Origin of the sequence: Meridianimaribacter flavus (genome assembly GCF_004366715.1) — a bacterium.
Classification (GTDB): Bacteria; Bacteroidota; Bacteroidia; order Flavobacteriales; family Flavobacteriaceae; genus Gaetbulibacter_B; species Gaetbulibacter_B jejuensis.
In genome coordinates this window covers 74,275-98,612 of sequence record NZ_SOQZ01000002.1, presented here as the reverse complement: position 1 = coordinate 98,612, position 24,338 = coordinate 74,275, and the positions used below count along the sequence as shown (strand labels likewise).

The 24,338-nt window shown below is 33.4% G+C and carries 22 protein-coding genes; 7 read left to right on the top strand and 15 right to left on the bottom strand.

All coding sequences use genetic code 11. The features are described 5' to 3' along the window. Positions 1-143: 143 nt before the first annotated feature. The 8 genes from A8975_RS05230 to A8975_RS05195 form a co-directional block, all read right to left on the bottom strand. Positions 144-884 carry a LytR/AlgR family response regulator transcription factor gene (locus tag A8975_RS05230; protein ID WP_134198938.1) on the bottom strand — a complete coding sequence of 247 codons (741 nt, stop codon included), beginning with the start codon at positions 882-884 and terminating at the stop codon, positions 144-146. Between the two features lie 3 nt (positions 885-887). After that, a complete protein-coding gene (locus tag A8975_RS05225) occupies positions 888-1,919 on the bottom strand; it encodes a sensor histidine kinase (RefSeq protein WP_134198937.1) in 1,032 nt (343 codons plus the stop codon). Positions 1,920-1,928: 9 nt separating this feature from the next. Next, the gene (locus tag A8975_RS05220) at positions 1,929-3,149 is read right to left on the bottom strand and encodes an ABC transporter permease (RefSeq protein ID WP_134198936.1); all 1,221 of its coding nucleotides are present in this window, start codon (positions 3,147-3,149) and stop codon (positions 1,929-1,931) included. Next, complete coding sequence (locus A8975_RS05215; protein ID WP_134198935.1) at positions 3,146-3,895, bottom strand: ABC transporter ATP-binding protein; 750 nt, start codon at positions 3,893-3,895, stop codon at positions 3,146-3,148. The genes A8975_RS05220 and A8975_RS05215 overlap by 4 nt, the downstream gene beginning before the upstream one ends. A gap of 6 nt (positions 3,896-3,901) precedes the next feature. Then, the gene (locus tag A8975_RS05210; RefSeq protein WP_131506665.1) at positions 3,902-5,137 is read right to left on the bottom strand and encodes an efflux RND transporter periplasmic adaptor subunit; all 1,236 of its coding nucleotides are present in this window, start codon (positions 5,135-5,137) and stop codon (positions 3,902-3,904) included. Between the two features lie 11 nt (positions 5,138-5,148). Next, positions 5,149-6,477: a TolC family protein gene (locus A8975_RS05205; protein WP_134198934.1), complete on the bottom strand. Its 1,329-nt coding sequence runs from the start codon at positions 6,475-6,477 to the stop codon at positions 5,149-5,151. A gap of 171 nt (positions 6,478-6,648) precedes the next feature. Further along, complete coding sequence (locus A8975_RS05200; RefSeq protein WP_134198933.1) at positions 6,649-7,704, bottom strand: NAD(P)-dependent alcohol dehydrogenase; 1,056 nt, start codon at positions 7,702-7,704, stop codon at positions 6,649-6,651. A gap of 98 nt (positions 7,705-7,802) precedes the next feature. Then, entirely contained in the window at positions 7,803-8,444 is a 642-nt protein-coding gene (locus A8975_RS05195) for a hypothetical protein (protein ID WP_131506662.1), read from the bottom strand. Positions 8,445-8,706: 262 nt separating this feature from the next. On the opposite strand from A8975_RS05195, the gene A8975_RS05190 reads away from it, so the two are divergent. Genes A8975_RS05190 through A8975_RS05180 form a run of 3 tightly spaced genes read left to right on the top strand, consistent with a single transcriptional unit; the run spans position 8,707 to position 11,621 of the window. Beyond that, the gene (locus A8975_RS05190; RefSeq protein ID WP_134198932.1) at positions 8,707-9,291 is read left to right on the top strand and encodes a YceI family protein; all 585 of its coding nucleotides are present in this window, start codon (positions 8,707-8,709) and stop codon (positions 9,289-9,291) included. A 6-nt stretch (positions 9,292-9,297) separates the two neighbouring features. Then, positions 9,298-11,049 (top strand): S41 family peptidase, encoded by a 1,752-nt coding sequence (locus tag A8975_RS05185; protein ID WP_134198931.1) that lies wholly within the window; start codon positions 9,298-9,300, stop codon positions 11,047-11,049. After that, complete coding sequence (locus A8975_RS05180) at positions 11,046-11,621, top strand: hypothetical protein (RefSeq protein WP_134198930.1); 576 nt, start codon at positions 11,046-11,048, stop codon at positions 11,619-11,621. Before A8975_RS05185 ends, A8975_RS05180 begins: the two co-directional genes overlap by 4 nt. Here A8975_RS05180 and A8975_RS05175 read toward each other — a convergent pair whose 3' ends face one another. From A8975_RS05175 to A8975_RS05165, 3 genes are read right to left on the bottom strand one after another with little or no spacing between them, the layout of a single operon-like run. Then, positions 11,622-12,548: an EamA family transporter gene (locus A8975_RS05175; protein WP_134198929.1), complete on the bottom strand. Its 927-nt coding sequence runs from the start codon at positions 12,546-12,548 to the stop codon at positions 11,622-11,624. Between the two features lie 18 nt (positions 12,549-12,566). Then, complete coding sequence (locus A8975_RS05170; protein ID WP_134198928.1) at positions 12,567-12,992, bottom strand: SRPBCC domain-containing protein; 426 nt, start codon at positions 12,990-12,992, stop codon at positions 12,567-12,569. Between the two features lie 13 nt (positions 12,993-13,005). Next, positions 13,006-16,287: a glycosyl hydrolase gene (locus A8975_RS05165; protein ID WP_134198927.1), complete on the bottom strand. Its 3,282-nt coding sequence runs from the start codon at positions 16,285-16,287 to the stop codon at positions 13,006-13,008. A gap of 115 nt (positions 16,288-16,402) precedes the next feature. Here A8975_RS05165 and A8975_RS05160 point away from each other — a divergent pair, with 115 nt between their 5' ends. Then, complete coding sequence (locus tag A8975_RS05160; protein ID WP_134198926.1) at positions 16,403-16,990, top strand: pseudouridine synthase; 588 nt, start codon at positions 16,403-16,405, stop codon at positions 16,988-16,990. Positions 16,991-16,992: 2 nt separating this feature from the next. On the opposite strand, the gene A8975_RS05155 is transcribed toward A8975_RS05160, so the two are convergent. Both A8975_RS05155 and A8975_RS05150 read right to left on the bottom strand, forming a co-directional pair. Continuing rightward, positions 16,993-17,682: a hypothetical protein gene (locus tag A8975_RS05155; protein ID WP_134198925.1), complete on the bottom strand. Its 690-nt coding sequence runs from the start codon at positions 17,680-17,682 to the stop codon at positions 16,993-16,995. An 87-nt stretch (positions 17,683-17,769) separates the two neighbouring features. Further along, the gene (locus tag A8975_RS05150) at positions 17,770-19,284 is read right to left on the bottom strand and encodes a DEAD/DEAH box helicase (protein ID WP_129760050.1); all 1,515 of its coding nucleotides are present in this window, start codon (positions 19,282-19,284) and stop codon (positions 17,770-17,772) included. Between the two features lie 591 nt (positions 19,285-19,875). On the opposite strand from A8975_RS05150, the gene A8975_RS05145 reads away from it, so the two are divergent. After that, entirely contained in the window at positions 19,876-20,436 is a 561-nt protein-coding gene (locus tag A8975_RS05145; RefSeq protein ID WP_134198924.1) for an ExbD/TolR family protein, read from the top strand. Here A8975_RS05145 and A8975_RS05140 read toward each other — a convergent pair. Then, a complete protein-coding gene (locus A8975_RS05140) occupies positions 20,408-20,851 on the bottom strand; it encodes a 3D domain-containing protein (protein ID WP_243832949.1) in 444 nt (147 codons plus the stop codon). The genes A8975_RS05145 and A8975_RS05140 overlap by 29 nt on opposite strands. Positions 20,852-20,878: 27 nt before the next feature. Then, a complete protein-coding gene (locus A8975_RS05135) occupies positions 20,879-22,894 on the bottom strand; it encodes a thiamine pyrophosphate-dependent enzyme (RefSeq protein ID WP_243832948.1) in 2,016 nt (671 codons plus the stop codon). Between the two features lie 133 nt (positions 22,895-23,027). On the opposite strand from A8975_RS05135, the gene A8975_RS05130 reads away from it, so the two are divergent. Together A8975_RS05130 and A8975_RS05125 are read left to right on the top strand one after the other, a co-directional pair. Continuing rightward, complete coding sequence (locus A8975_RS05130) at positions 23,028-23,978, top strand: isopenicillin N synthase family dioxygenase (protein WP_131506652.1); 951 nt, start codon at positions 23,028-23,030, stop codon at positions 23,976-23,978. Between the two features lie 28 nt (positions 23,979-24,006). Next, entirely contained in the window at positions 24,007-24,336 is a 330-nt protein-coding gene (locus tag A8975_RS05125; protein WP_134198922.1) for a translation initiation factor, read from the top strand. Positions 24,337-24,338 lie beyond the last annotated feature (2 nt).

Sequence of the window (24,338 nt, the reverse complement as noted above, 5' to 3'; positions counted from 1 at the left end):
TAAACGTTGCTCTCGTAGTAAATAGGTATTTACGATTATAGAGTAAATGTAGTTTGAACACAGGTTTAAAACGAATGAAATAGAAGTAATGGTTAGTTGTATCTACAAATGAGGTAATTTTATAGACTTAACAACTAATATGGTTATAAGTTTAAGGAGTTGTTATTTATAAACTCTAAGAATTTAGTCTTGTATTGTTCAGATACAGTAATACGTTGCTTGTTGATAATAATTTGGCTACGCTCAATAACATCAATATTATTTAAAGACACAATAAAAGAACGATGTACACGCATAAATTGAGTTTCTGGTAATTCTTGTTCTAAAGATTTTAAACTCATTAAGGTTAGAATTGGCTTAGGTTCGTCTTTTAACCAAATTTTAATGTAGTCTTTTAAGCCTTCAAAATACAATACATCCGCAAGTTTAATACGTAGTTGTTTGTATTCTGATTTTACAAATAAAAATTCTTTTTCCTTAGAGACGATTTCAGGCTGTTTGGTTTTTCCATTTAACAATTCAAACCATTTTAACGCTTTGTTAGCTGCGGTTAAAAATTCGGCATAATCAAAAGGTTTTAACAAGTAATCTATAGCATCTACTTTAAAACCGTCTAAAGCATAATGATCAAAAGCAGTTGTGAAAATTACTCGTGTATTTTTTGGGAGCATTTTTGAGAACTCTATTCCGGTTAAATCAGGCATTTGTATATCCAAAAACAGTAGGTCTACAGGGTGTTCATTAATGTATTGCATTGCCTCAATAGCGCTACTGCATTTGGTTTTGAGTTCTAAGAATGGTGTTTTTTCAATATAGCTTTCAACTAAATTTAAAGCCATAGGCTCGTCATCTACTGCTACACAAGATATTTTTAAGCTATTCATATTTTAAATGGTTTCTAATTCTAAATTTACGATAAAAAGGTTGTTTTCTACCCTAGTGTTAAATTTATGTTTACCTGCGTATAAAAGTTGTAAACGTTTTTCTAGATTTTGTAATCCAATGCCCGAACCACTTTTGTCTTGAGTGTTTTTGGGGAAATTGTTGTTTTTCGTTTTGAATATAACCTTATCACCTTCTAAAGTCATTAAAATTTCAATTTTACTGTCTTGATTGGCAGATACGCCATGCTTAAAAGCATTTTCTATTAATGAAATAAACAGTAAAGGAGCTATTTTAATATGACTTCCATCTTTTGGAAAACTAAAATTTATAAGAGTTTTTTCCGAAACACGTAGCTTCATTAACTCTATATACTTGGTCATAAATTCTATTTCCTTGTTTAGTGCCACTTTTTCCTCTTTAGTTTCGTACAACATATATCTCATTAGCTTACTTAAACTATGAATAGAAGTTTTAGCCTGCTCTGGCGAAATATCTACCAACGCATAGATGTTGTTTAATGAATTAAAAAAGAAATGTGGTTGTAACTGATAGTGTAAATGTTGTAACTCGGATTGTAATTTAAAATTAGCAGCTTCCTTACGCTCAGCTTCGGTTTTTACCCAACGCTTGGTCGTTTTTACCGCTATTGAGAATAGTAAAGGTGCTAAATAAGAAAACATTTGCACATAAATCATCATTTTTAATGGTGGACCTTTACCATCATTGTTTTTTGGACGACCTAAATCTGAAAAAATAGTGCTTTCTATCTGTTCTTTAGCCGTAATACAAACAGCAATTATTAAGACATTAATAAGTATAAAAAGAAGAGTTTCCTTTTTGAACAAATACTTATCAATTAAAATAAAAAAATTAATGTAGAAAATGATAGCATAAAAGAATATCGGAATCCAAAAATGCGCAATTATTCTATTAATATCTTGCTCTTGCCCATATGAAAGAATATAAGGCATGCTAAATAATACCAGCCAAACTAGTACATGAGCAAATAGAGTTATTTTATTGTTTTTAGACATAAGACTATTTTATTCGTAGCGTAAAGCTGTTATAGGATCTAAAGCAGAAGCTTTTCTAGCAGGATACCATCCGAAAAATATTCCGGTAATAGCACATACAGCAAAAGAAATAATAATAGAATACATAGCCACGCTTGTAGGCCAATTTAAGAAATTTTCAATGAAAACTGTGGCACCTAAACCTAAAGCTACGCCTAAAACACCACCTGTGATACTTATTAAAATGGCTTCGATAAGAAACTGCATTAAGATGTCTGAACCTTTTCCGCCAACAGCCATACGCAAACCAATTTCTTTAGTACGTTCTTTTACAGAGACATACATTATATTCATAATACCAATACCACCAATTAATAGTGAAATTCCGGCAACTGCAACTAGCAACACGGTTAGCATTTCACTGGTAGAACTAAAGGTTGAAATTAATTCTTCCATAGAACGTACTGTAAAGTCATCATCTTCAAAGTCTTGTAATTTGTGCTGTTCTCTTAAAATTTCGGTAATGATTTCTACAGCTTCTGGTGCATCATCTTCACTAACTGCAGATGCCATAATTTGATTTAAATAATCGATAGCCAGAATACGTTTTTGAACGGTTGTAAATGGTGCTATTACAATATCGTCTTGATCTTGTCCAAAGGTGTTTTCACCTTTTTCTTCCAAAACGCCAATCACTTTAAACGGAATGTTGTTAAAACGAATCATTTGTCCGACAGGTTCTTCACCATTAGGAAATACATTATCTACAACAGTTTGCCCAATAAGTGCTACTTTCGATGCTGTGTTTACTTCAGCATCGGTAAACATACTTCCACTCTGTAATCCTACAACTTTAATATCCAGATATTCTGGATATACACCGTAAATAGAACTAGGCCAGTTGTTTGATCCATTTATTACTTGACCATTGCTATTTACAACTGGTGTACTGTTTGATAGCAAGTCAACCTTTTCTTTAATTACGTTGTAATCCTCTAAAGTAAGGGTTTGCACATTACCTCCACTCCCTCTTGCAGGACCTCTATCATCTGCACCAGGTCTTATGGTAATCATATTAGAGCCCATACTAGAGATTGTAGAGCGAATACTCTCTTTAGAACCTTCACCAATTGCCAACATAGCAATTACCGAGGCTACACCAATGATAATACCCAGCATTGTAAGTAAGGTTCTCATTTTATTTAGAATAATAGCTTTATAGGCTATTTTTATTAAGTTTAATAGTCTCATGACAAATGATTTTCTAAAGGTAATTTTGCGAGTTGATCTGCAGCAGATTGTACCTTATGATTTTTATAATCTTGCATTATTTCGCCATCTTTTAAAACAATGGTCCTACCACTAAAAGTAGCAATATCAGGCTCGTGTGTTACAAAGGTGATGGTAATCCCTTTTTTATTGAGCTCTTGAAACAAGGTCATAATTTCGTACGATGTTCTGGTGTCTAAGTTTCCTGTGGCTTCATCTGCCAAAATCATGACAGGATTGTTAACCAAAGATCTTGCAATAGCAACACGCTGTTGTTGTCCTCCTGAAAGTTGCGAAGGAGTATGAAACAATCTGTCGCCCAAACCAACCATCTCTAAGGCGTTAATTGCTCGTTTCCTTCGCTCTTCAGAAGTTACTTTGCTATTATATAATAAGGGTAATTCTACATTTTCTATAGCACTTGTTCTTGCTAGTAAATTATAGGATTGAAAAATGAATCCAATCTTTTCGTTTCTAATAGTTGCCAATTCATTTTTAGACAAATTTTTCACCTTTACACCATCAATTTCATAATTACCAGAGGTAGGTTGGTCTAGACAACCTAGAATATTTAACATGGTACTTTTACCAGAGCCACTAGAACCCATTATGGTTACAAATTCGCCTTCCTCAATGGTAAATGAAATGCCCTTTAACGCGTGAACCGTTTCAGAACCCATGGTAAATTGGCGCTTCAAGTTTTCTATTTTAATCGTTTCTTTAGCCATGATGTTTTATTTTTTTGCTCCAGGTGGTTTTGGCATAAACGGACTCTCATTAGAACCTTGTGGTGCTCCTGATGTTGCTGCGTTTCCGCCTTTTAAGCTATATACTAATTGTTCACCTATAGAAACACCTTCTAATATCTGCACATTAACACCATCACTTGCGCCTAATTTTACAGGTTTTGGTGTTATGGATTTATCACTATTTAATACCCAAAGCATTGTGGTTTCTTCATTTGGTTGTTCTTTGTTGTTTCTTGGACCACCATTTTGAGAACGCTCTGGCATTGTTAAGTTATTTTGCTCTAAATATTGAGCCATTATTGCTGGATCAGGTTTGAAGTTTACTGCTTTAGCTTCAGTTGTTAACACCTCTTTTAACTCTAAAGTATATATAGAAATAGTAGCTGTTAATCCTGGTTTTAATTTTAAATCTGAATTGTGAGCTTTTATTACTACAGTATATGTTACCACATTGGATGTTGTGGTAGGATTAAGACGAACTTGTGTTACTTCGCCTTCAAAGGTTTCACCAATGTATGCATCTACTGTAAAGGTTACGCGCTGTCCTTCTTTTACATTGCCTATATCGGCTTCATCCACATCAGCTTCTACTTGCATTTCCTTTAAATCTTGTGCAATGGTAAACAGTGTTGGTGTACTATAACTTGCTGCAACGGTTTGCCCTTCGTCTATATCTCTAGATAACACCACACCATCAATAGGTGAATAGATATTAGCATAGCCTAAATCTGTTTTTGCTGTTTGAAGCTCAGAATATCGTTGTGTTACAGTACCTTTTGCTGTTTGAAAGCTATACAGCGCGTCGTCATAATCTGCTTTACTGATTACTTTATTGTCATAGAGTGTTTTCTGTCTGTTGAATATAGACTCGGTATAATTTTTTTGACTCAAAGCGTTGTCATAATTAGCTTGAGCTTGTATAACTTTTGCTTTAAGATTAGTTTTGTCTAGCTCTGCAATTAATTGACCTTCTTTAACCTCACTGTTATAGTCTACATATATTTTTTCTACCACACCAGAAACTTGTGTACCAACATCGACTTGTGTTATTGGCTCAATAGTACCTGTTGCAGTTACTAATGTGGTTACATTGCCAGTAGTAGCTTCGATAGTTTTAGCTTCTACCAAAACAGTTTCGCTTGGTTTAAAAATGTTATAAAGTACCAGTGCAATTATGGCTACTGAGATACCTGCTATGAGTGTTTTTTTATTTCTTTTCATTTCTTTTATAATTAAAGTGTGATAGCGTTTCCTTGATAAAATTCTAGTAATTGATGATAAAGTATGTTTAAATATTTTGCTTGTAAATAGTCTTGTTGCGCACTAGTATATGTGTTTTGACTTATGACCAAATCTGTAGTGCTTAATCCGCCTAATTCGTATTTTTTTTGTGCCAATTCATAAGATTGTTTAGCAGCTTCCATAGAAGATTCTGCTGCTACTAATTGTTCTTGAGCAGATAGAGCATTTTGATAGGCAGTTTCTACTTTAAGGTAAATTTCCTTTTCTGTACTTTGCTTTGCTATTTCTGCTTTTTCAATATTGATTTTAGCCGTTTTTACTGCAGCTTTGGTTTTGTTTCTATTGAAAATAGGAATGCTTAACGATAAACCAATTCGTTGATTAAAATTCACATTAAATTGGTCTGAAAAGGTGTTGCTATCTATACTAGTATATCCTGTACCAAGACTAGAAGTTAAAGACAGTGTTGGAAGATAACCACCTTTTGCAATGTCTAAATCTTTTTCGCTAGCTTCAATAGCAATATTACTAGCATTTACTTCTGGCAAAATACCTAGAGCTTTATTGTATATAACATGTTTGTCTAACAATATGGAAGAGTATTCCATGTCATTGTCTAGTGGTTCAATTTCAATATCTTGAGTAGGGTTTAGCTCAAGTAATTGTTTTAAAGCAATAACGTATTGTTGATATGTGTTTTTAGCATTTATTAATGCATACTTATTGGTTGAGGCTTGACTTTGAACTTCTGTATAATCGCTTAGTGCTATAGTTCCTGCATCTAATCTAGCTTTAGCTCGTTTCACTTCTTGCTCAGTAGACTTTAAATTATTTTCCGCAATGGTTATTCCCTCTTTAGCGTGTAAAATTTGAAGATAGTTTTCTAAAACACTTAGTATGATGTTATTTTTGGCTTCTTCTTCTAAAAAATGACTTTGGCTTATCAATAAAGCATTTTGACTTATTTGATTATTAATTTGATTACCTTGAAATAAGGTTATGCTACTGTTTAAACTAACATTTGTGCTGTGAATTTGATCACTTACATAATCACTAGTGATTGGGTCTATAGAGTTACCGTTTGTGAAACTTTGAGATGCTGAACCTGTTAGGTTTGGTAATCTTGAAGATTTAGCTTCAAGATAATTAACATCTGCTTGAGATTTGTTTAAAGTAGCATCTTTAATTGAAATATTGTTCTCTACAGCATAATTAATACAGTCTTGTAGTGTCCATATTTTTTTAGTTGCTAGGTCATTAGTTTGCGAAAACCCTATGTGAACTAAAAAGAGCATTAATAGTATTTGAAGTCGTTTCATTTAACGTGTATTTTTAATTTACACATCAAAAGTGAAACAAACAGCTATCTTAATAAAGTGTAATAGACAGTTAAGAGAATTGACTATACGTTTTGGGGTATTTTATAGATGAAGATTTATGAGCAATCATGAAAAAAAGCTCTTAATTTTAGTCAAGAGCTTTTTTTGAAATTAATTTTTAATTGACTTCATATCAATCACAAAACGATATTTCACATCGCTTTTTAGCATACGTTCGTAGGCAGTATTTATCTCTTGGATGTTAATCACCTCAACATCTGAAGTAATATTGTGCTTACCACAAAAGTCCAGTAGCTCTTGGGTTTCGGTAATTCCACCAATTAAAGAACCTGCAACCGATTTACGTCCCATAATCATTGGAACGGTTACCAACATTGGGTCTAATGGTCCTAAATAACCAACAACAACTAACGTACCATTGGTGTTTAGTGTGCCTATGTATGGGTTTAAATCATGCACATAAGGAACAGTGTCAATAATAATATCAAACGCGCCTGCAACACTTTGCATTTGCGCATCATCTGTTGAAATCACAACTTGGTCTGCTCCTAGGCTTTTAGCGTCTTCTATTTTATTAGTAGACCTTGAAAATAATGTAACATGTGCACCTAAAGCATGTGCTAGTTTAATAGCCATATGGCCTAAACCACCAAGCCCTACAACAGCTACTTTACTGTCTTTACCAACATTCCAATGTCTTAAAGGTGACCATGTGGTAATACCTGCACACAATACAGGAGCAATGCCTGCTAAATCTAAATTCTCTGGGACTTTGAGTACAAAGTCTTTATCAACAACTATAGTTTCTGAATAGCCTCCATGCGTATTGGTTTGTAAGTGTTTATCAAAACCACCATAGGTACCAACCCATTCAGGACAGTATTGTTCTAAGTCGTTTTTGCAATTATTACAGGTTCTGCAAGAATCTACCAAACAACCTACAGCTACCAAATCACCTACTTTATAATTGCTAACCTTGTCTCCTACTTTGGTTACTTTTCCAACTATTTCATGACCTGGTACTACTGGGTACTGTGTCATTCCCCAATCATTTTTAGCAAAGTGTAGGTCAGAATGACAAACACCACAATACAAAATGTCGATTTCAACATCTGTTGGTGTTATTTCTCTTCTATCTATTTTTAAAGGTTTTAAATCGGCTTCAGGAGATTCTGAACCATAAGCCTTAACTACTGTTGTGTTCATAATACAATGGATTATTAGTGAATACTAAAAATACAAAATATCAATCAAACAACTTGTCTTTACTATAAGAATACTAAGTTTTGAAAAAGAACAATTTGCTAATAAGCAGCAGCATCTGCTTTTAATATAATATCTTTTGTAGCAACTAGCATATCGCCTTCTTGAGTGGTAGTCAATAAGCAATCAATACCTTTGCGTTTTAAGCGTTTACGACAGGTTTTTGTGATTAATGGGTCATTGTCAAACATGAACGCAGATAAGTTATAGGCTTTTTCTCCTGGAACTTTAACAATAGGAAAGATTTGCTTTGGGCTTCGTCTTTCAGGTTGTGTTATAGGAATAATGGCTTCTCCAGGCATAAAAGTGTATAAAGTATATGTTCCGTTTGCATCAGTTTTTACCCAACCTCTATGTTCAATATACTTTTTACCATGTTCTTTTTTAATGTCATACTCTCCTGCTTCATCAGCATGTTCAATATACAACACAACATCTTTTGCAGGTGTAACACCATCACTTAAATAAATGGTTCCTGTAAGTTTAAGTTTGTTGGTTGTAGCGTCAAACCCTGGAATTGTGTCAACATTGTTTAAGTTAACTTCGGTGTAATCGTAAACAGGACTACGCTTTTTATAGTTGGTTGGAATTTCATCTGCAATACTTGCGGTTAACATTGTGTTTTGTGCAAAAGCAGTACTTGCAAATAACGTTAAAAACAAAAGTGTAAATACATTTTTCATGGGACATCATACTTTTAATCCTTTCAAAATTAACGCACTAACACGCTTTAAACATAAAAATCTTATGAACGTAATAATTTTACGATAAAAGGACACCAAAAACCATTAAAGGAAAAAATTACCGCTATAATGCATTGCCGAATTATTGATAATTGCCCTCTCCATCTAATTTTTGAAACTATTTGCACTTCTTTTACACTTTTTTGACATTTAAAAACACTGCTCCTGCTAGTTTTACTGATGAATTTTAAATCATATCATCATGAAACGAATTGTTATTGCATTATTACTAGTGTCATTAAGTATTTTAACCCTTAACGCACAAAACAACTTTACTATAGATACTGAACAGAGTGTCATAAACTGGAATAGTTCTATGTTGTTTAGTTTTGGAGGGCACCACGGAACAGTTAAATTTAAAGAAGGTTATCTAGAAAGTGATAAAGGCTATATTACTGGTGGACGCTTTACAGTTGATATGAATACCATTATCAATACCGATGGAGAGTTTAGTCAGAACTTAGTTGACCATCTAAAGAATGACGATTTTTTTGATGTTGAAGTGTACCCTACTTCTACTCTAGTAATTACCAAGGCAAGGTATATGGACAATGGCAAAATACATATGGATGGAGATCTCACTATCAAAGGCATTACAGAATCCATACGTTTTGAAGCTTTAGTGGAGAACGAGTTTAGCATGATGGGAAACGACAGAAAGCTGGTTACTAAGTTTAAGATTGATCGTACAAAATGGAATATTATGTATGGTGCTAAAAGCATAATAGATGTTAAGGATTATGCTATTTCTGATGCTATTGAGTTTGAAGTTGAACTATTTTACTAAATCAATATGCTCAAATCATTTCTCCCTATTTTATTTGGTGTTGCCACTACTCTGCTAGGTTGTGGTAATACCAATAAGACTGCAACACCTTTAGTAACAGTTGAAGCTTCAACTAATGATAATACTGAAAAGCGTTCTATTTCTGCGGAATTAAAAGCTAATGGTCATTTGCCAATTGAAGAACAAGTAGCACTTTACTTGAAGCTAAAGAAGGAAAAACCAACAGCGTATAATTTTGATAATGAAGATGAACTAACCATGTATGGTTATGGGTTTTTATGGAATAATCAAACAGATGAAGCCTTAGAAATTTTTAAATTGATAGCGTCACAGTTCCCTAATTCGTCCAATGCGTATGATAGTTTAGGAGAAGCTTATATGAAAAAAGGAAACATGGAACTGTCTCTGAAAAACTATGAGAAGTCTTTAGCTATGAATCCTGATAATTTTAATGCTGAAGACCAGATTGAACGCATTAAGTTTCCAAACAAGAAACCGATTACGCCACAAGAAAAGTTTGTTAAGGTGTATTCTGTTGAAGATTACAAAGCAGACTTAGACCAACTAGGACACAAATTAATAGAGATTAGTCCTAATGCGCTTAAGTTTATTTCTAAAGAAGACTTTTGGGCTATTATCAATCAAAAAAAGTCACTGATAACACCACAAACTACTTATGGTCAGTTTATATGGCATTGTAGTGAGATTATAGCAAGTATCAATTGTTCACATACTACATTGGGAGGATTTTGGCAAGAGAGTGAAATGCTAAAGGATGTTAGCCTTATTTTTCCATTGCAAACACGTTGGGTAAACGATAAACTCTATGTGGTAGATGCAATGAGTAATTCTGATGTGGTAAAACCAAAAGACGAACTACTAAGTATTAATGGTATAACGGTTTCAAAACTTGTTAATGACATCTATAAGCATATTGAATCACAAGGATATACAGAGACTACCAAGAAGCATTTCTTTAATAGTTGGTCTACTGAGCTTATTCCGTATGCACTTAGTTTTCCTAGAGCGTATACGATTACTATTAAAGGCAATGAGAATCCAATTATACTAAACAAAGCAAAAGATTTTAAGGCACCTTACAGAGATAATTCAATTACACCATGTGAAGCTAATCTGTGTTTAGAGTTTTATGATGATACAGCTACTGCACTTATGACTATTAGTTCGTTTAACTATTACCCATGGAATAACCTTCAAGAGTTTAAGGATTTTATAGATTCTAGTTTTAAAAGGATTCAAAGCAGAAACATTGAAAATCTAATTATTGACTTACGTTTAAATGGAGGTGGTTCTGCGGAGTCTAGTATTTACTTATTGAAGCATTTAGCGAAAGCACCATTTAAATACTTTGTAAACTCTATGCATTCCTCAGAACATGAAATTCACCAACCAGTTTCCAATACCTTTAAAGGTAACTTGTATTTTATGATTGACGGAAACGGAAAATCAACAACTGGTCATTTTATGGCTTTAGCAAAAGAATTGAGCTTAGGAACTATAGTAGGAGAAGAATTAGGCTCTAATCAGCTTTGTACAGCAGGACAAACAGTATGTCGATTGAAGAACACAAAACTACAATACTATGTCGCTAATACAGCAAGTAGAGTTGCTGTTAAAACACTACCTGACACAACTGGAGTATTGCCAGATATTACAGTAATACAACCTATTGAAGACTATTTGAATAATATAGATACCGTTAAAAATCATACTCTAAAACTTACCGAAACAAAATGAAACATTTACTAATATGCTTTGCAATTTTAATAACTACACTAGTTAGCGCTCAAGATGAAACGCATCAAAATCTTTTGGTAACAGATAGTACTTGGGCTAAGGAAGTATTTAAGTTTCCTATTGGTTTTGCTCAGGATATTCCATATTCAGGTTTTGAAGAAGCTCAATTTCCAAAAGGTTGGGGAACTAAAGATAGTCCTACGTTTTGGTCTTATGCTTTTGTTTGGCATATAGAAGGTGAAATTGACATTGATGAGCATACTTTGGAAAATGATTTACAGCTTTATTTTGATGGTTTAATGGATATGAACACAAATGGAAATATTGAAAATGACATATTAAAAACTAATGTATTATTAGTTAAAACCAAGACAAGTTATAAAGGAAAACTAAAAACATTTGACCGTTTAAAAACTAAAGAAATAATAACATTAAATGTCACTGTAGAAGAGCATTACTGTAAAGACAAGAATACTACTCTACTCCTTTTTAGGTTTTCACCAAAGTCTTTTGATGATAGCATCTGGAATGAACTGAATACCATAATTCTTAAAAACAATGTGTGCTATTAATTACACTTGCTTTCTATTGAATCTAGAAAATAGAACAAGTTTCTTTTTGGTATTTATAAAGTACACTCCTGTAAGTAATATTACAGCTGCTAATACTGATTGAACTGTGATCGCTTCATCTAAAAAATACCATCCTAAAAACAACGCAACTATTGGATTCACATAAGTAGATGTCGCTACTTTTTCAGGAGATACGGCTTTTAGTAAATAATTAAATGAGGTAAACGCAACAATACTTCCAAATAGAATAAGCAATACCATAGATATTTGAACGTCAATACTCCAAACATTAGGTGTGGACCACCTTTCTCCAAAAGCTAAACTAGCAATGAAAAGCATAATGCCACCTGTAAACATTTGATAACCTGTATTTATAAAATAGTTGTTTGGTAAATCGGCTTTACCCACAAACAAACTACCATAAGCCCAACTTAGCATACAAGCAAAAATCATAATCATGCCTAGTATGGAATTTTCTTGAGCTATAATTTGTTTTTGACTTACTAAAAGGTAAATACCAACAATACCTAGAGCAACACCTATTAATGACATAGGTTGTATTTTTTTGCCTTGTAAAACTCTCATTAAAATAAGAATAACCAAAGGTTGTGCTGAAATTTCTAAAGCTGCAAAACCACTATCTACATATTTTAAAGCCCAAACCACTACTCCATTTCCAAAAGTTAGAAACAAAAAGCCAGCAACCATTGTATTAAGCAGTTGCTTTTTGGTTATTTTTATAGAGATACCCATAGTTTTTGCAATCCCAAAAATTAAGATGCCTGCAACTGTAAATCTAATTGACGCTAGCATAAATGGAGGTAACTCCATTACTGCAATTTTGTTAAGTAAATAGGTTGATCCCCAAATGACGTATATAGAAAAGAACGCCAATACAATGAGTAATTTGCTTTTAGGTTGGCTCATTTAATGTGTTAGGTAACTTTATTTAGTTAAATAGTTATATATTGATTCTTTAATAATGTGTTTCCAGCCTCCAGTAAAATTAGATTTTTCAAAATCTGGATGATCAGGAAACGTTTCAATACCTTCATGCGTTACAGTAATAGTAGTAGATTCTGCATTACCATCTAAATAAAACGTTACAAAGGACTTCCCTACGTAACCTTTATACTCCCAACTATACTGTAGCTTTTTTAGAGGAATAACTTCGGTAATTTCACACAGGTGATTAAATTGCTCACCTGTGTGTCCATAACCTATAAATTCAAATTTAAACCCTTTTTCAGGTAAAAACTCTTCAAGTTCAAAATACCAGTTTTTCATCTGGTCTTTATGTGTTATTGCTTTCCAAACACGTTCAATTGAAGTGTTTACTTTTTGCGAAACAGTAACTATTTTATCTGACATTGAAATTTAAGTTTTAGTCTTCGTTTTCGTAACCACGACCAGGAGTATAAGGAGCTCCTGATTTTATGAGTTGCTCTTCAAGTTTTTTAATATCAATATTGTAAATCACTTCTAACTGTTTCTTTATAGCATCAATTTGTTTTTTTGCAATTGCATAGCTTGTTTTGTGAGTTTCAGTAGGTGTTGATGTTGAATACTTTTGCTCATAACTTATGGTTCCTAATCGGTTTGCAGGACTTAATAACTGGTCAATATCTAACTTAGATTTTACACTATCTCCATAAAGGCTAGTGCTTATCGCTTCTAAGTTCTTTTCTATTGCATTAATTGAAGCGGTTAATTGCGCAAATGGTAATTCTGAACGTTTAACAGCTTTTTTCATGTATCTAATCTTGTTGTTCATTTCACTCATCATACTTTGGCAAGTTCCTAAGTCTGATTCCAATTGAGAAATCTGCTTTTGAAAAGCAACTTTAGACGCTCGGTCTTCTGCAGGTAAAATAGTATTATTTAAAGGCTTAACCTTAAAAGTTACAGGGTTAACTAAGCTAGTCATTTCTCCATCTTTATACAGTTGCATGTCAACAGTATAATTACCAGGTTGCACTAAAGTACCTTCGTCTTTATTTGCCCAAGGGTTGTAAAAATCGGAACTATTAAAATTAATAGGATCTTGTAGTGTGTATCTCAAATCCCAGTGAAAACGTTGCAATCCTTTGCTTGGAGCTACAAACTCTTTCTTTACTACATTACCCATTTCATCTTTAATAGTGAATACAAGCAGTACTTCCATTTCATCACGTTCAGCTTTTAACTCGCTGTATGTAGGATAAGGTGTGTTGCTTTTTGACTCAATAAGTTTCTTTTCTTTAGCTTTTCTTTGGTCTTCTAAAGATTTATAATCGTCATTATAATAATAGGTTATCATAACTTCAGGACCTAAGTTTGGAGCGCTAAAAAAGTTATCTCCTTGAAATGCTTTTCCTGGTAAGCCTAAAGGTAAACTCTTTTCCCACATATAAGCATCGCGTATTGGGTAAATGGTAGCAGTTTCAGTTGGTGTGCTATTTTTTACTTCTCTAAGTGAAGAATAATCATCTAACACATAAAATCCACGACCAAAAGTACCAAGTACCAAATCGTTTTCACGTTCTTGAATTGCAATATCTCTAACAGCAATAGTAGGTAGTCCGTTAGCTAGTTTTTTCCAACGTTTACCACCATCTGGTGAGAAATATGCTGAAAACTCCGTACCACAAAAAATCAAGTTGCTATTAACATGATCTTCTTCAATAGCATACACACTACCTCGTTCTGGTAAGTTATTGCTTATACTAAACCATGTTTTTCCTTTGTCATTTGATCTAAATATATAAGGTTTAAAATCGCCATATTTATGATGATTGAATGCTGCATATATAACATTTACATCATGTCTTGATAAATACACATTGTTGACATAAGACTGTTTTGGCGCTCCTGAGATATTAGATACTTTTCGCCATGTGCGACCACCATCTTCAGTGATTTGGATTAAACCATCATCAGTACCAATAGCGATAAGGTTTTCATCAATTGGAGATTCAGACAATGCAACTATAGTTCCGTAAGGTGATGTTGAACCATTTTTAGCAACCGCATCTATACTCACTACTCTATCATACACTTTTAATGTATTTCTGTCAATTTGTTGTGTTAAATCATCTCCTAAAACTTCCCAGCTATTTCCATAGTCGTTAGATCTAAACACTTTATTAGCTGCAAAATACACACGACCTTTAGCATGTTTGCTTACTGCTAATGGAGCATCCCAATTCCAACGGTATGCATTTTCATTTTCGCGCTCTTTAGGTTGAATACCAACAATTTCACCACTCTTTTTATCGTATCGTACTAAAAACCCATATTGTGATTGTGCATATACCAAATCAGGATTGTAAGGGTCTATTTGAGATTCAAAACCATCTCCTCCATTAGTGATAAACCAATCAAAGTTTGTAATACCATGATCTGTAACTACTCTTGATGGTCCTCCAAGACTAAAGTTATCTTGAGTACCACCATACACATTATAAAAAGGTTCAGCATTATCAACTGCTACTTTGTAAAACTGTGTTACAGGAAGATTTTCTTTAAAATCCCAGTTATTGGCTGCATCAAAGGTTTCGTAAATTCCACCATCACAACCTACAAGCCAGTGCTTGTTATCGTTAGGGTCAATCCAAATACTATGGTTATCAACGTGCTTAGTCACTTCACCAACCATATTAAAGGTTTTACCTCCATCTCTTGTTGCACTCATCCAAGTATCCATAGAGTATACTGTGTTCTCATCTATTGGGTCAGCTATAATTTCTTGATAATAGTTTCCGCTTGTTACGTGGTTGGATTGCTTTTCCCAGCTTGCACCTCGATTTGTAGATTTAAAGAATCCGCTTTTTCCTTCAGCAGCTTCAACAATAGCATAAATAATTTCAGGGTTTGCAGGAGAAATAGCTAAACCAATACGTCCTAATTCAGTTTTAGGTAATCCGTTTTCAACTTTTTGCCATGTTTTTCCACCATCAGTAGTTTTGTGTAATCCAGATCCTGGACCACCACCAACATAGGTATAAACGTGTCTTCTTCTTTGAAGTGTTGCTGCATAAAGCACATCAGGATCTCTTGGGTCCATTACTAAATCGGTAACACCTGTATGTTCGTCAATAGTAAGCACAGCTTCCCAGTTTTCACCACCATCGGTAGACTTGTACAAACCTCTGTCTCCTCCTTTACTCCAAAGCGGACCAATTGCAGCCACGTAAATAATGTTAGAATCGTCTGGATGCACAATAATTTTACCAATGTGTTCAGAGTTTTTTAATCCCATGTGTTTCCAGCTTTGACCTCCATCAATAGACTTGTAAACACCATCACCATAAGATACAGATCTTTGGTTGTTATTTTCTCCAGTACCAACCCAAATCACATTAGTATTGTTAGGATCAATAGTAACGCAACCTATAGAATAAGACCCTTGACCATCAAAAATTGGTGTGTAATGGTTACCAGCATTAGTAGTTTTCCATACACCACCAGAAGATGAAGCTACGTAGTATTCAAAAGGATTATTAGGATTTACAGCAATATCTGATATTCTACCAGAAGTTAATGAAGGTCCTATATTCCTCCATTTTAATCCACTTATAGCAATTTCGTCAAGTGGCTGTTTGTCTTCTTTTTTATTCTTTTGGGCATGCGTAAATTGTAAGCCTAAACTCAAGCCTACAATCATTAAAATGGTTGATTTTTTCATGAAGAAAATAACTTTAAATTTTGGTTAGTGAATTTATAAAAATAAAAGCGAATACCTGTTTTAATGTTATTAATTTATTAATAGATTTCAGCATTGAGTTTTTAATACATATTAAATGTCTTTGAATACAGTTAAACATTTTCATTATAAGTTATTTAAACCGTATGGTTACCTTAGTCAGTTTATGAGTAGTGCAAAACATGAACAGAAGAAAAAGTTTTTAGGAGAACTGTATGATTTTCCAGAAGGCACTATGGCTATTGGTAGATTAGATAAAGATTCAGAAGGGTTGTTACTCTTAACTACTGATGGACAAATTAGTTATACAATAACTAGTACAGCTGTTGAAAAAGAATATTACGTACAAGTTGATGGAGATATTACTAACGACGCGCTAGAACAACTTAAAAAAGGTGTAGACTTGAGTCACAAAAAAGACACTTATACTACCAAACCCTGTAAGGCTTATAAACTAATTGAAGTTCCTGATTTTCCTGAAAGAGGTAAAAATATACGTGATGACAGACATGGTAAAACCTCATGGATTTCAATAACTATAACAGAGGGTAAATTTAGACAAGTAAGAAAGATGACTGCTGCAGTTGGTTTTCCTACGCTACGATTAGTTAGAGTTAGAATTGGAGCTATAACGCTTGAAGGACTAAACTATGGAGAAGTTAAAGAAATGGATAGTTTGGTATAAGTTTACTCTTCAGCTTCTTTGGTAACAACAATTGTAGCTTTAACGCCTGTGAGTAAGTTCCATTGTTTTGATGACACTAAATTACCTTTATCATCATAAACCTGAAATTCTGCAGTATTTGGACCAGATTCTCCTTGGTTTAGCGCTAAAAACACGACTTTGTTAAATCCTTCAACAAGAGGAATATTAAAAGATTTATAATTAGAAGTCAATACTAAACTTGGAATAATAATGTCGTCGTTAACATAAACTCTTACTCTGTCTCCATCAGGAAACTGGTGGTCTCTACAAATGATGTTTACAAATTTTCCGTTAACCCTAAAATCACCTAAAAAAACATCATCCATTGAAGCTGGTTTTATCGCTTGGTCAACTGCTGTTTTGTTCCAGCGTTTTTCAAAAATGCTTCCAGGATTTAAAAGTTTATTGTCGTCAATCATTGAAAACTCATTTTTCAACTCTTTAACTTCAACTTTACTTTTATACGGAATTCCACTAATGTGCTTTTCGCCTTTGGTAATGGATGCCTTCTCGTTTGGTTTTATCTTTAAATCAGGAGGTAATGAATCTTTTTTCTTGGTTTCTTCAGCAGGAATAGGTATTGATTTCTTCTCGTTATCAACTTGTGCATTAAGCTGAAACGAGAACAACATACATAAAGCTATTACTAATTTAAGATTCACTTTGGGCATATGATAAATGGGTTTATCTCTAAAAATCAAAAACTATACCTATTTTCGAAAATAACGACTTTTAATAAGATAAATTTTAAAAAAGAGTTAAAACTTACCATTAAAACTTAAGCGTAGCTTACGGTTGTACTCTTCCATTAGCCAATCTTTATAGTTTTGCGTGCTGTTCATTATACAATATGAGTATTGTTTTATGCGGTAAGCAATATCGTCTTGAAGTAGCTTGGTTAATGCTCTAGCTTCAAAAACATCCTCACTGCTTTCAATACACATTTGCGAATGTTGCTCAATAGAACGCTCAATAGCGACAATAGATTTTTGACCTTCCTGGATAACTTCTTTATACACTTGTTTAATGTCAAAGTCGGTCATTTTAGCGCCTTTAAAACGAGCTTTTACTACATCAGGCATAACGTAAACAAAATCTCGTTCGATATCTTCGTCGTTTCTAATATTTTCTAAATATAGGTCTGGATATTTAAAAATATGTTGCCAATCAACAGGTTGATTCCATGGTCCAAACCTAATGGCATTGTTCCCTAAATCTAAAACCATGAATGTTTTTTTATCTCCAAAAATACGAGAACCACGACCAATCATTTGAAAATAAAGTGTCAACGAACGTGTTGCTCTATTTAAAATTACTGTTTCAACTGAAGGTTCATCAAACCCTGTGGTTAAGATACTTACCGAAGTTAAAATTCCGTCAGGTGTGTTTTTAAACCACTTTAAAATCTCTTTACGTTCTTGCTTAGTATTTGTATTATCTAGGTGTCGAACATTGTAACCAGCTCTTTTAAATACATAATACACTTCTTTAGAAGTATTAATTCCATTATTAAAGATTAATGTCTTTTTGCCTTTAGACATTTCTTCGTAAGCATGCAGCAATTTACTCTGCATGATGGAATTAGTATATAGTGCTTCTGATGATTTTACAGTGTAATCACCATTAATACCAATTTTTAAAGTATTTAAAGCAACATCATAATTATACACTTCAGCATCTGCTAAAAATCCGTTTTTAATAAGTGTCGCAATATCATCACCAACAATAAGTTCTTGATAATTGTCCTTCATTGGCAATTTAATATTAGAACTTAAAGGTGTTGCTGTTACTCCAAGAATAAAGCACTTATCAAAAAACTTAAATAACTTTCTAAAGGAATTGTAATGTGCCTCATCAATAACTACTAAGCCTATATCTTCAAGCTTTAGCTTGTCATCATTAAGTCTATTGTTTAAAGTTTCTACCATTGCAACAAAACACTTGTACTGGTCTTGGTCTGGTAAATCTTTTACTTTACTGTTAATGATTTTGTTTTTAACATTAAACCCAGAAAGCATTTTAGAGGTTTGCTTACAAAGCTCAATTCGATGTGTAAGTATTACTACTTTTTTGTTGTGATTTTTAATGTAGCGACGAACAATTTCAGAAAACACTACTGTTTTTCCTCCACCAGTTGGCAATTGATACAATAAATTATAGTTATCTGGCGACTTATCCATCACATCAAAAATGCGATTTAAGTCATTTAACTGATAATCGTATAACCGTTTTTTACTCTCTTGTTCTTTTGCTGCTTGTAGCGTCTCAGACATAAATAAATCTCCCTCTTAAAAAATTCGTACAAAACTAAGGTTTTATAAGGTTATAACGCAGTAATCTTTCAACATTTATTAAAAAGATTTTCACAAAATTGGTTTACATTAAGTTAAGCTCCTATACTCTATTCGTTTGATAGTTATTTGTTTAAACGTTAAAATTTGTTAATTTATTACTTTGTTATACATAGTACTGTAACAAAAATTAAAAATGCTCGTCTATTAGGTATAAACATCAATCATTTAAAACAAAATATTATGAGAACTTTAAACACAAATCAATTAACAGGAACATTAGAGAACACAAGAAGTAATTCTTGGAACAGTAAAAGACGTTTTAGAAGCTAATTCAAACAGTCTTAATTTCATCAATCAAAACCATCAATCAATCATGAAAACTTTATCAAAAATTATCGACACAACGCACAGTAGCGACGACGACTTGGAGACGTTACGATAAAAGAAATCATCAATCAATTAGCGAGTTAGAAAAACCAGTATGAATCTTGATCATGCTGGCTTTTCTTTTTAACAAAATTTTATGGTATTGTTTTTGAGAGGACTAGTGAAACTTCTAATCCTTTTATTATGAGAACTTCAAGACACAATTCACCACAAGTAAATGCTGGTTCTATGGCAGACATCGCATTTTTACTATTAATTTTCTTTTTGGTAACCACAACCATATCAATGGATAAAGGTATTAACCGAAAATTGCCCAAGCCTTGTCCGCCAAACACTGAATGCAGCGAACCCATTAACGAACGAAACATTTTAAGGATTGTTTTAAACAGTAAAGACGAAATCTTTATTGAAGATGAGTTAGTTACTTTACCAGAACTAAAAGATATTGCTAAATCATTTTTAGATAATAATGGAGATGATAGTTGTACGTATTGCAACGGAAAACGACTATCATTTTTATCTGACAACCCTAAAAAAGCTGTAATTTCTTTGCAGAATGATAAGCTTACCTCTTATAATTTTTACATTTCAGTACAAGATGAACTTACTAAAGCTTATTATGAATTAAGAGAATTGTATACAAAAGATGTATTAGGTAAAACTGCAATAACAGCAACTGATGAAGATATTGCAGCAGTGAAAAAAGCGTACCCTTTTATTCTTTCAGAGGCTGTGACGAAATAGAATCTTTTTCTATTTCAACCTGATAGTTAATAGTTACTTTTTTTCGTCCCCATTCTTTGGCAGCTTTTACATCTGTTCCCATGTAAATATCAATCCTGTTGCGCCAACGACGGTTCATTTTGTCTTTTACAAGATACAATCCGTCAAGACCTTCGATGGTAACAGGTGTATTGTGCTCCAACCCTAAAGCTAACAAATCTCTTGAAACAGCAATGTATTTATAACCTGGTTTTAGACTATCTCCAAAAGCAGTAATATGTGGATTGGTGTTGGTTTGATACTCAAAAGAATTATAAGCTGTAGCTGTTACTTTGAGTGTTTTCCATTCGTGAGTAGCAACTTCCTTTTCATTGCAAGACAAACAGAAAATCACACAAAAAACACAGAATAACTTAAAGGTATTTTGTTGCATCATAATGACTAAGATACAACAAAAAGGATGTTAATACTCAAGCAACTCTTTTAAAACCGTTTCGAATCTACCTTTAGCTAAGTACTGATCTTCCAATTGCTTTACAAAAGGTATTGGTGTTTCTAAGCTCGCAACTCGTTTAACAGGAGCATCTAAAGCCTCAAAACACTCTTCCATTATTAGTGCTGAAATATCACTTGCTATTCCACCAAATAGCGAATCTTCTTGTAAGATAATGGCCTTTCCTGTTTTTCTAACCGAATTAAATATAGCTTCAGTATCTAAAGGCTGTAATGTTCTTAAATCTAACAAATCTGCTTGTATATCAGGATTCTTGTCTAGAGCTTCTAAAGCCCAATGTACTCCTGCTCCATAAGTAATTATGGTTACCGCATTTCCTTCTTTTAGCAATGACGCTTTACCAAATGGTAGTGTGTAGTAATCTTTAGGAACATCTTGTCGTATGCTTCTGTACAAAGCTTTGTGCTCAAAATACAACACAGGATTTGGGTCGTTAATTGCTGTAGCTAATAAACCTTTGGCATCATAAGGAAACGCTGGATATACTACTTTTAAACCTGGTGTTTTTGTAAACCAAGCTTCATTGGTTTGCGAGTGGAAAGGACCAGCAGCAACACCAGCACCACAAGGCATTCTTACAACAACATCGGCATTTTGGTTCCAACGGTAATACGATTTAGCTAAATAATTAACTATTGGGTTAAATCCAGAACTAACAAAATCAGCAAACTGCATCTCTACAACTGCTTTCATACCTGCAATAGACAGTCCCATTCCTGCTTCAACAATTGCTGATTCACAAATAGGCGTATTTCTTACTCTGTCGTTTCCAAACTCTTCTACGAAGCCTTCAGTAATTTTAAAAACACCACCATATTCAGCAATGTCCTGACCCATAATTACTAAATCTTTATGGCGTTGCATAGACTGTTTTAAACCTTCAGAAATAGCATCAATAAATCGCAACTCATTAGTTTTGCTGCTTGGATTAACTTCTTGATAATTAAAAGGTTTAAATAAATCATTTAACTCATTAGTTACGTTTGGAGTAATCTCTTCTTCATCGTAAGCTAACTGTAAGTTTTCGTTTATTTCGTTAAGGATATTATCACGTAAAATAGTATCCTCTTTTTCAGTAAGTATTTTTTGTTCCTTTAAGTAAACTTCAAAATTTCGTACAGGATCTTTTTTAGCCCATTCAGTCATTAATTGCTCAGGAACATACTTTGTACCACTAGCTTCTTCATGACCACGCATTCTAAAGGTTTTAAATTCCACTAAAATTGGTCTTGGTCGTTTTCTTATGCTTTCAGCTAGCTTTGAAATTTTACTATAAACATCAACAACATTGTTTCCGTCTATAATAAACGACTCCATTCCGTAGCCTTTACCTCTATCTGCTAAATCTTTACAGTTGTATTGCTCGTCTGTTGGAGTTGAAAGTCCGTAACCATTATTTTCGATACAAAAAATAACAGGCAAGTGCCACACAGAAGCTACATTTAAAGCTTCATGAAAATCACCTTCGCTAGTTCCGCCTTCACCAGTAAATACTGCTGTTACTTGGTTTTTGTGTTTCAGTACGCTTGCAAGTGCAATACCATCTGCAACTCCTAGTTGAGGACCTAAATGCGAAATCATCCCTACAATATTATACTCTTGCGTTCCAAAGTGAAACGACCTATCTCTTCCTTTAGTAAAACCATTGGCTTTACCTTGCCATTGGCTAAACAATCTGTTTAAAGGTACTTTTCGGGTTGTAAATACACCTAAATTTCTATGCATTGGTAAAATATACTCTTCTTTGTTAAGAGCCATTGTAACACCAACAGAAATAGCTTCTTGTCCAATTCCTGAAAACCACTTTGAAATTTTACCTTGTCGTAAAAGGATAAGCATTTTTTCTTCTACCATGCGTGGTTTTAGCATGTTAGCGTAAAGTTGTAAAAGTATTTTAGAGTCTAAATTCTTTTTGTCGTAAGTAATATTGCTTTTTGATGAAGTTAGCATTTTGTCATTTTTCATTCGTATTTCAAAAGTAACTAAAAATTGAAAGATTTATATCTAAGCAGGATTTTTTTTAACAAGCTATCAAAGAAGTGAAATTTTAGCGATGTTTTCGTTATTTTTGTATTATTACTACTTAAAAATACAAACAATGAATTCAATACCTAGTGTAAATCTCGAAGATTTTATTTCTGGAGATCCTGATAGAAAACAAAAATTTATTAAAGAAATTGGTAAGGCTTATGAAGAAATAGGCTTTGTAGCATTGAAAGGTCATTTTTTAGATGATAAACTAGTTGACAACCTATATAAAGAAGTAAAAAACTTTTTTGACTTGCCAGTTGACACTAAACAGAAATATGAAATTCCTGGAATTGGAGGCCAAAGAGGTTATGTGTCTTTTGGTAAAGAAAGTGCTAAAGGAAAAAAAGAAGGTGACTTAAAAGAGTTTTGGCATTTTGGACAATATGTTGAAGACAATCCGAAACTTGAAGAAGAATATCCAAGTAATGTGACTGTAGAAGAATTACCTAAATTCAACGAAATAGGTAAAGAAACCTATAGAATGCTTGAAAAAACAGCTAGATATGTCTTAAGAGCACTTGCACTTCATTTAGATTTAGAAGAAACCTATTTTGACCAATACATCCACAACGGAAATTCTATTTTAAGACCTATCCACTATCCTCCTATTAAAGAAGAGCCAAAAGAAGCTGTTAGAGCTGCTGCTCATGGTGATATTAACCTTATTACGTTATTAATGGGAGCTCAAGGACGAGGACTACAAGTACAAAATCATAAAGGTGAATGGATTGACGCCATTGCAGAACCTGATGAATTAATGATTAACGTTGGAGATATGTTGTCGCGTCACACTAACAACAAATTAAAATCTACTATCCATAGAGTTATCAATCCACCAAAAGAACTTTGGGGAACATCACGTTATTCTATTCCATTTTTTATGCATCCTGTAAGTGAAATGCGATTAGACGTATTGGAGAGTTGTATTGACGAAGACCATCCAAAACTGTATGATGATATCTCAGCAGGTGAATTCCTTCATGAGCGTTTAGTTGAACTAGGTTTAATTAAAAAATAACCAACAACTGCGTACTGAAAATTAATAAATGGACTTACAAGACCAGCTTAAAAACCTTTTTCCAGACCATGTCCCAGAAGCGTCTGATGACATCAATGACGATGCAGATGGACTATGGATGCAGGACGATCCTATAATTTGTAAATACGAAAAGCGAAAAGGTAAACCTATTACTATCTTAGAAGGTTATACAGGAGCTACCGAAGATTTTAAAGCACTTGCAAAAGAACTTAAAACCAAATTGAGTGTTGGTGGAAGTTTTAAAGATGATAAAATCATTATTCAAGGCGACTATAGAGATAAAATAATGCAAATACTTAAAGACAAGGGATTTGCTGTAAAACGTGTAGGCGGATAATT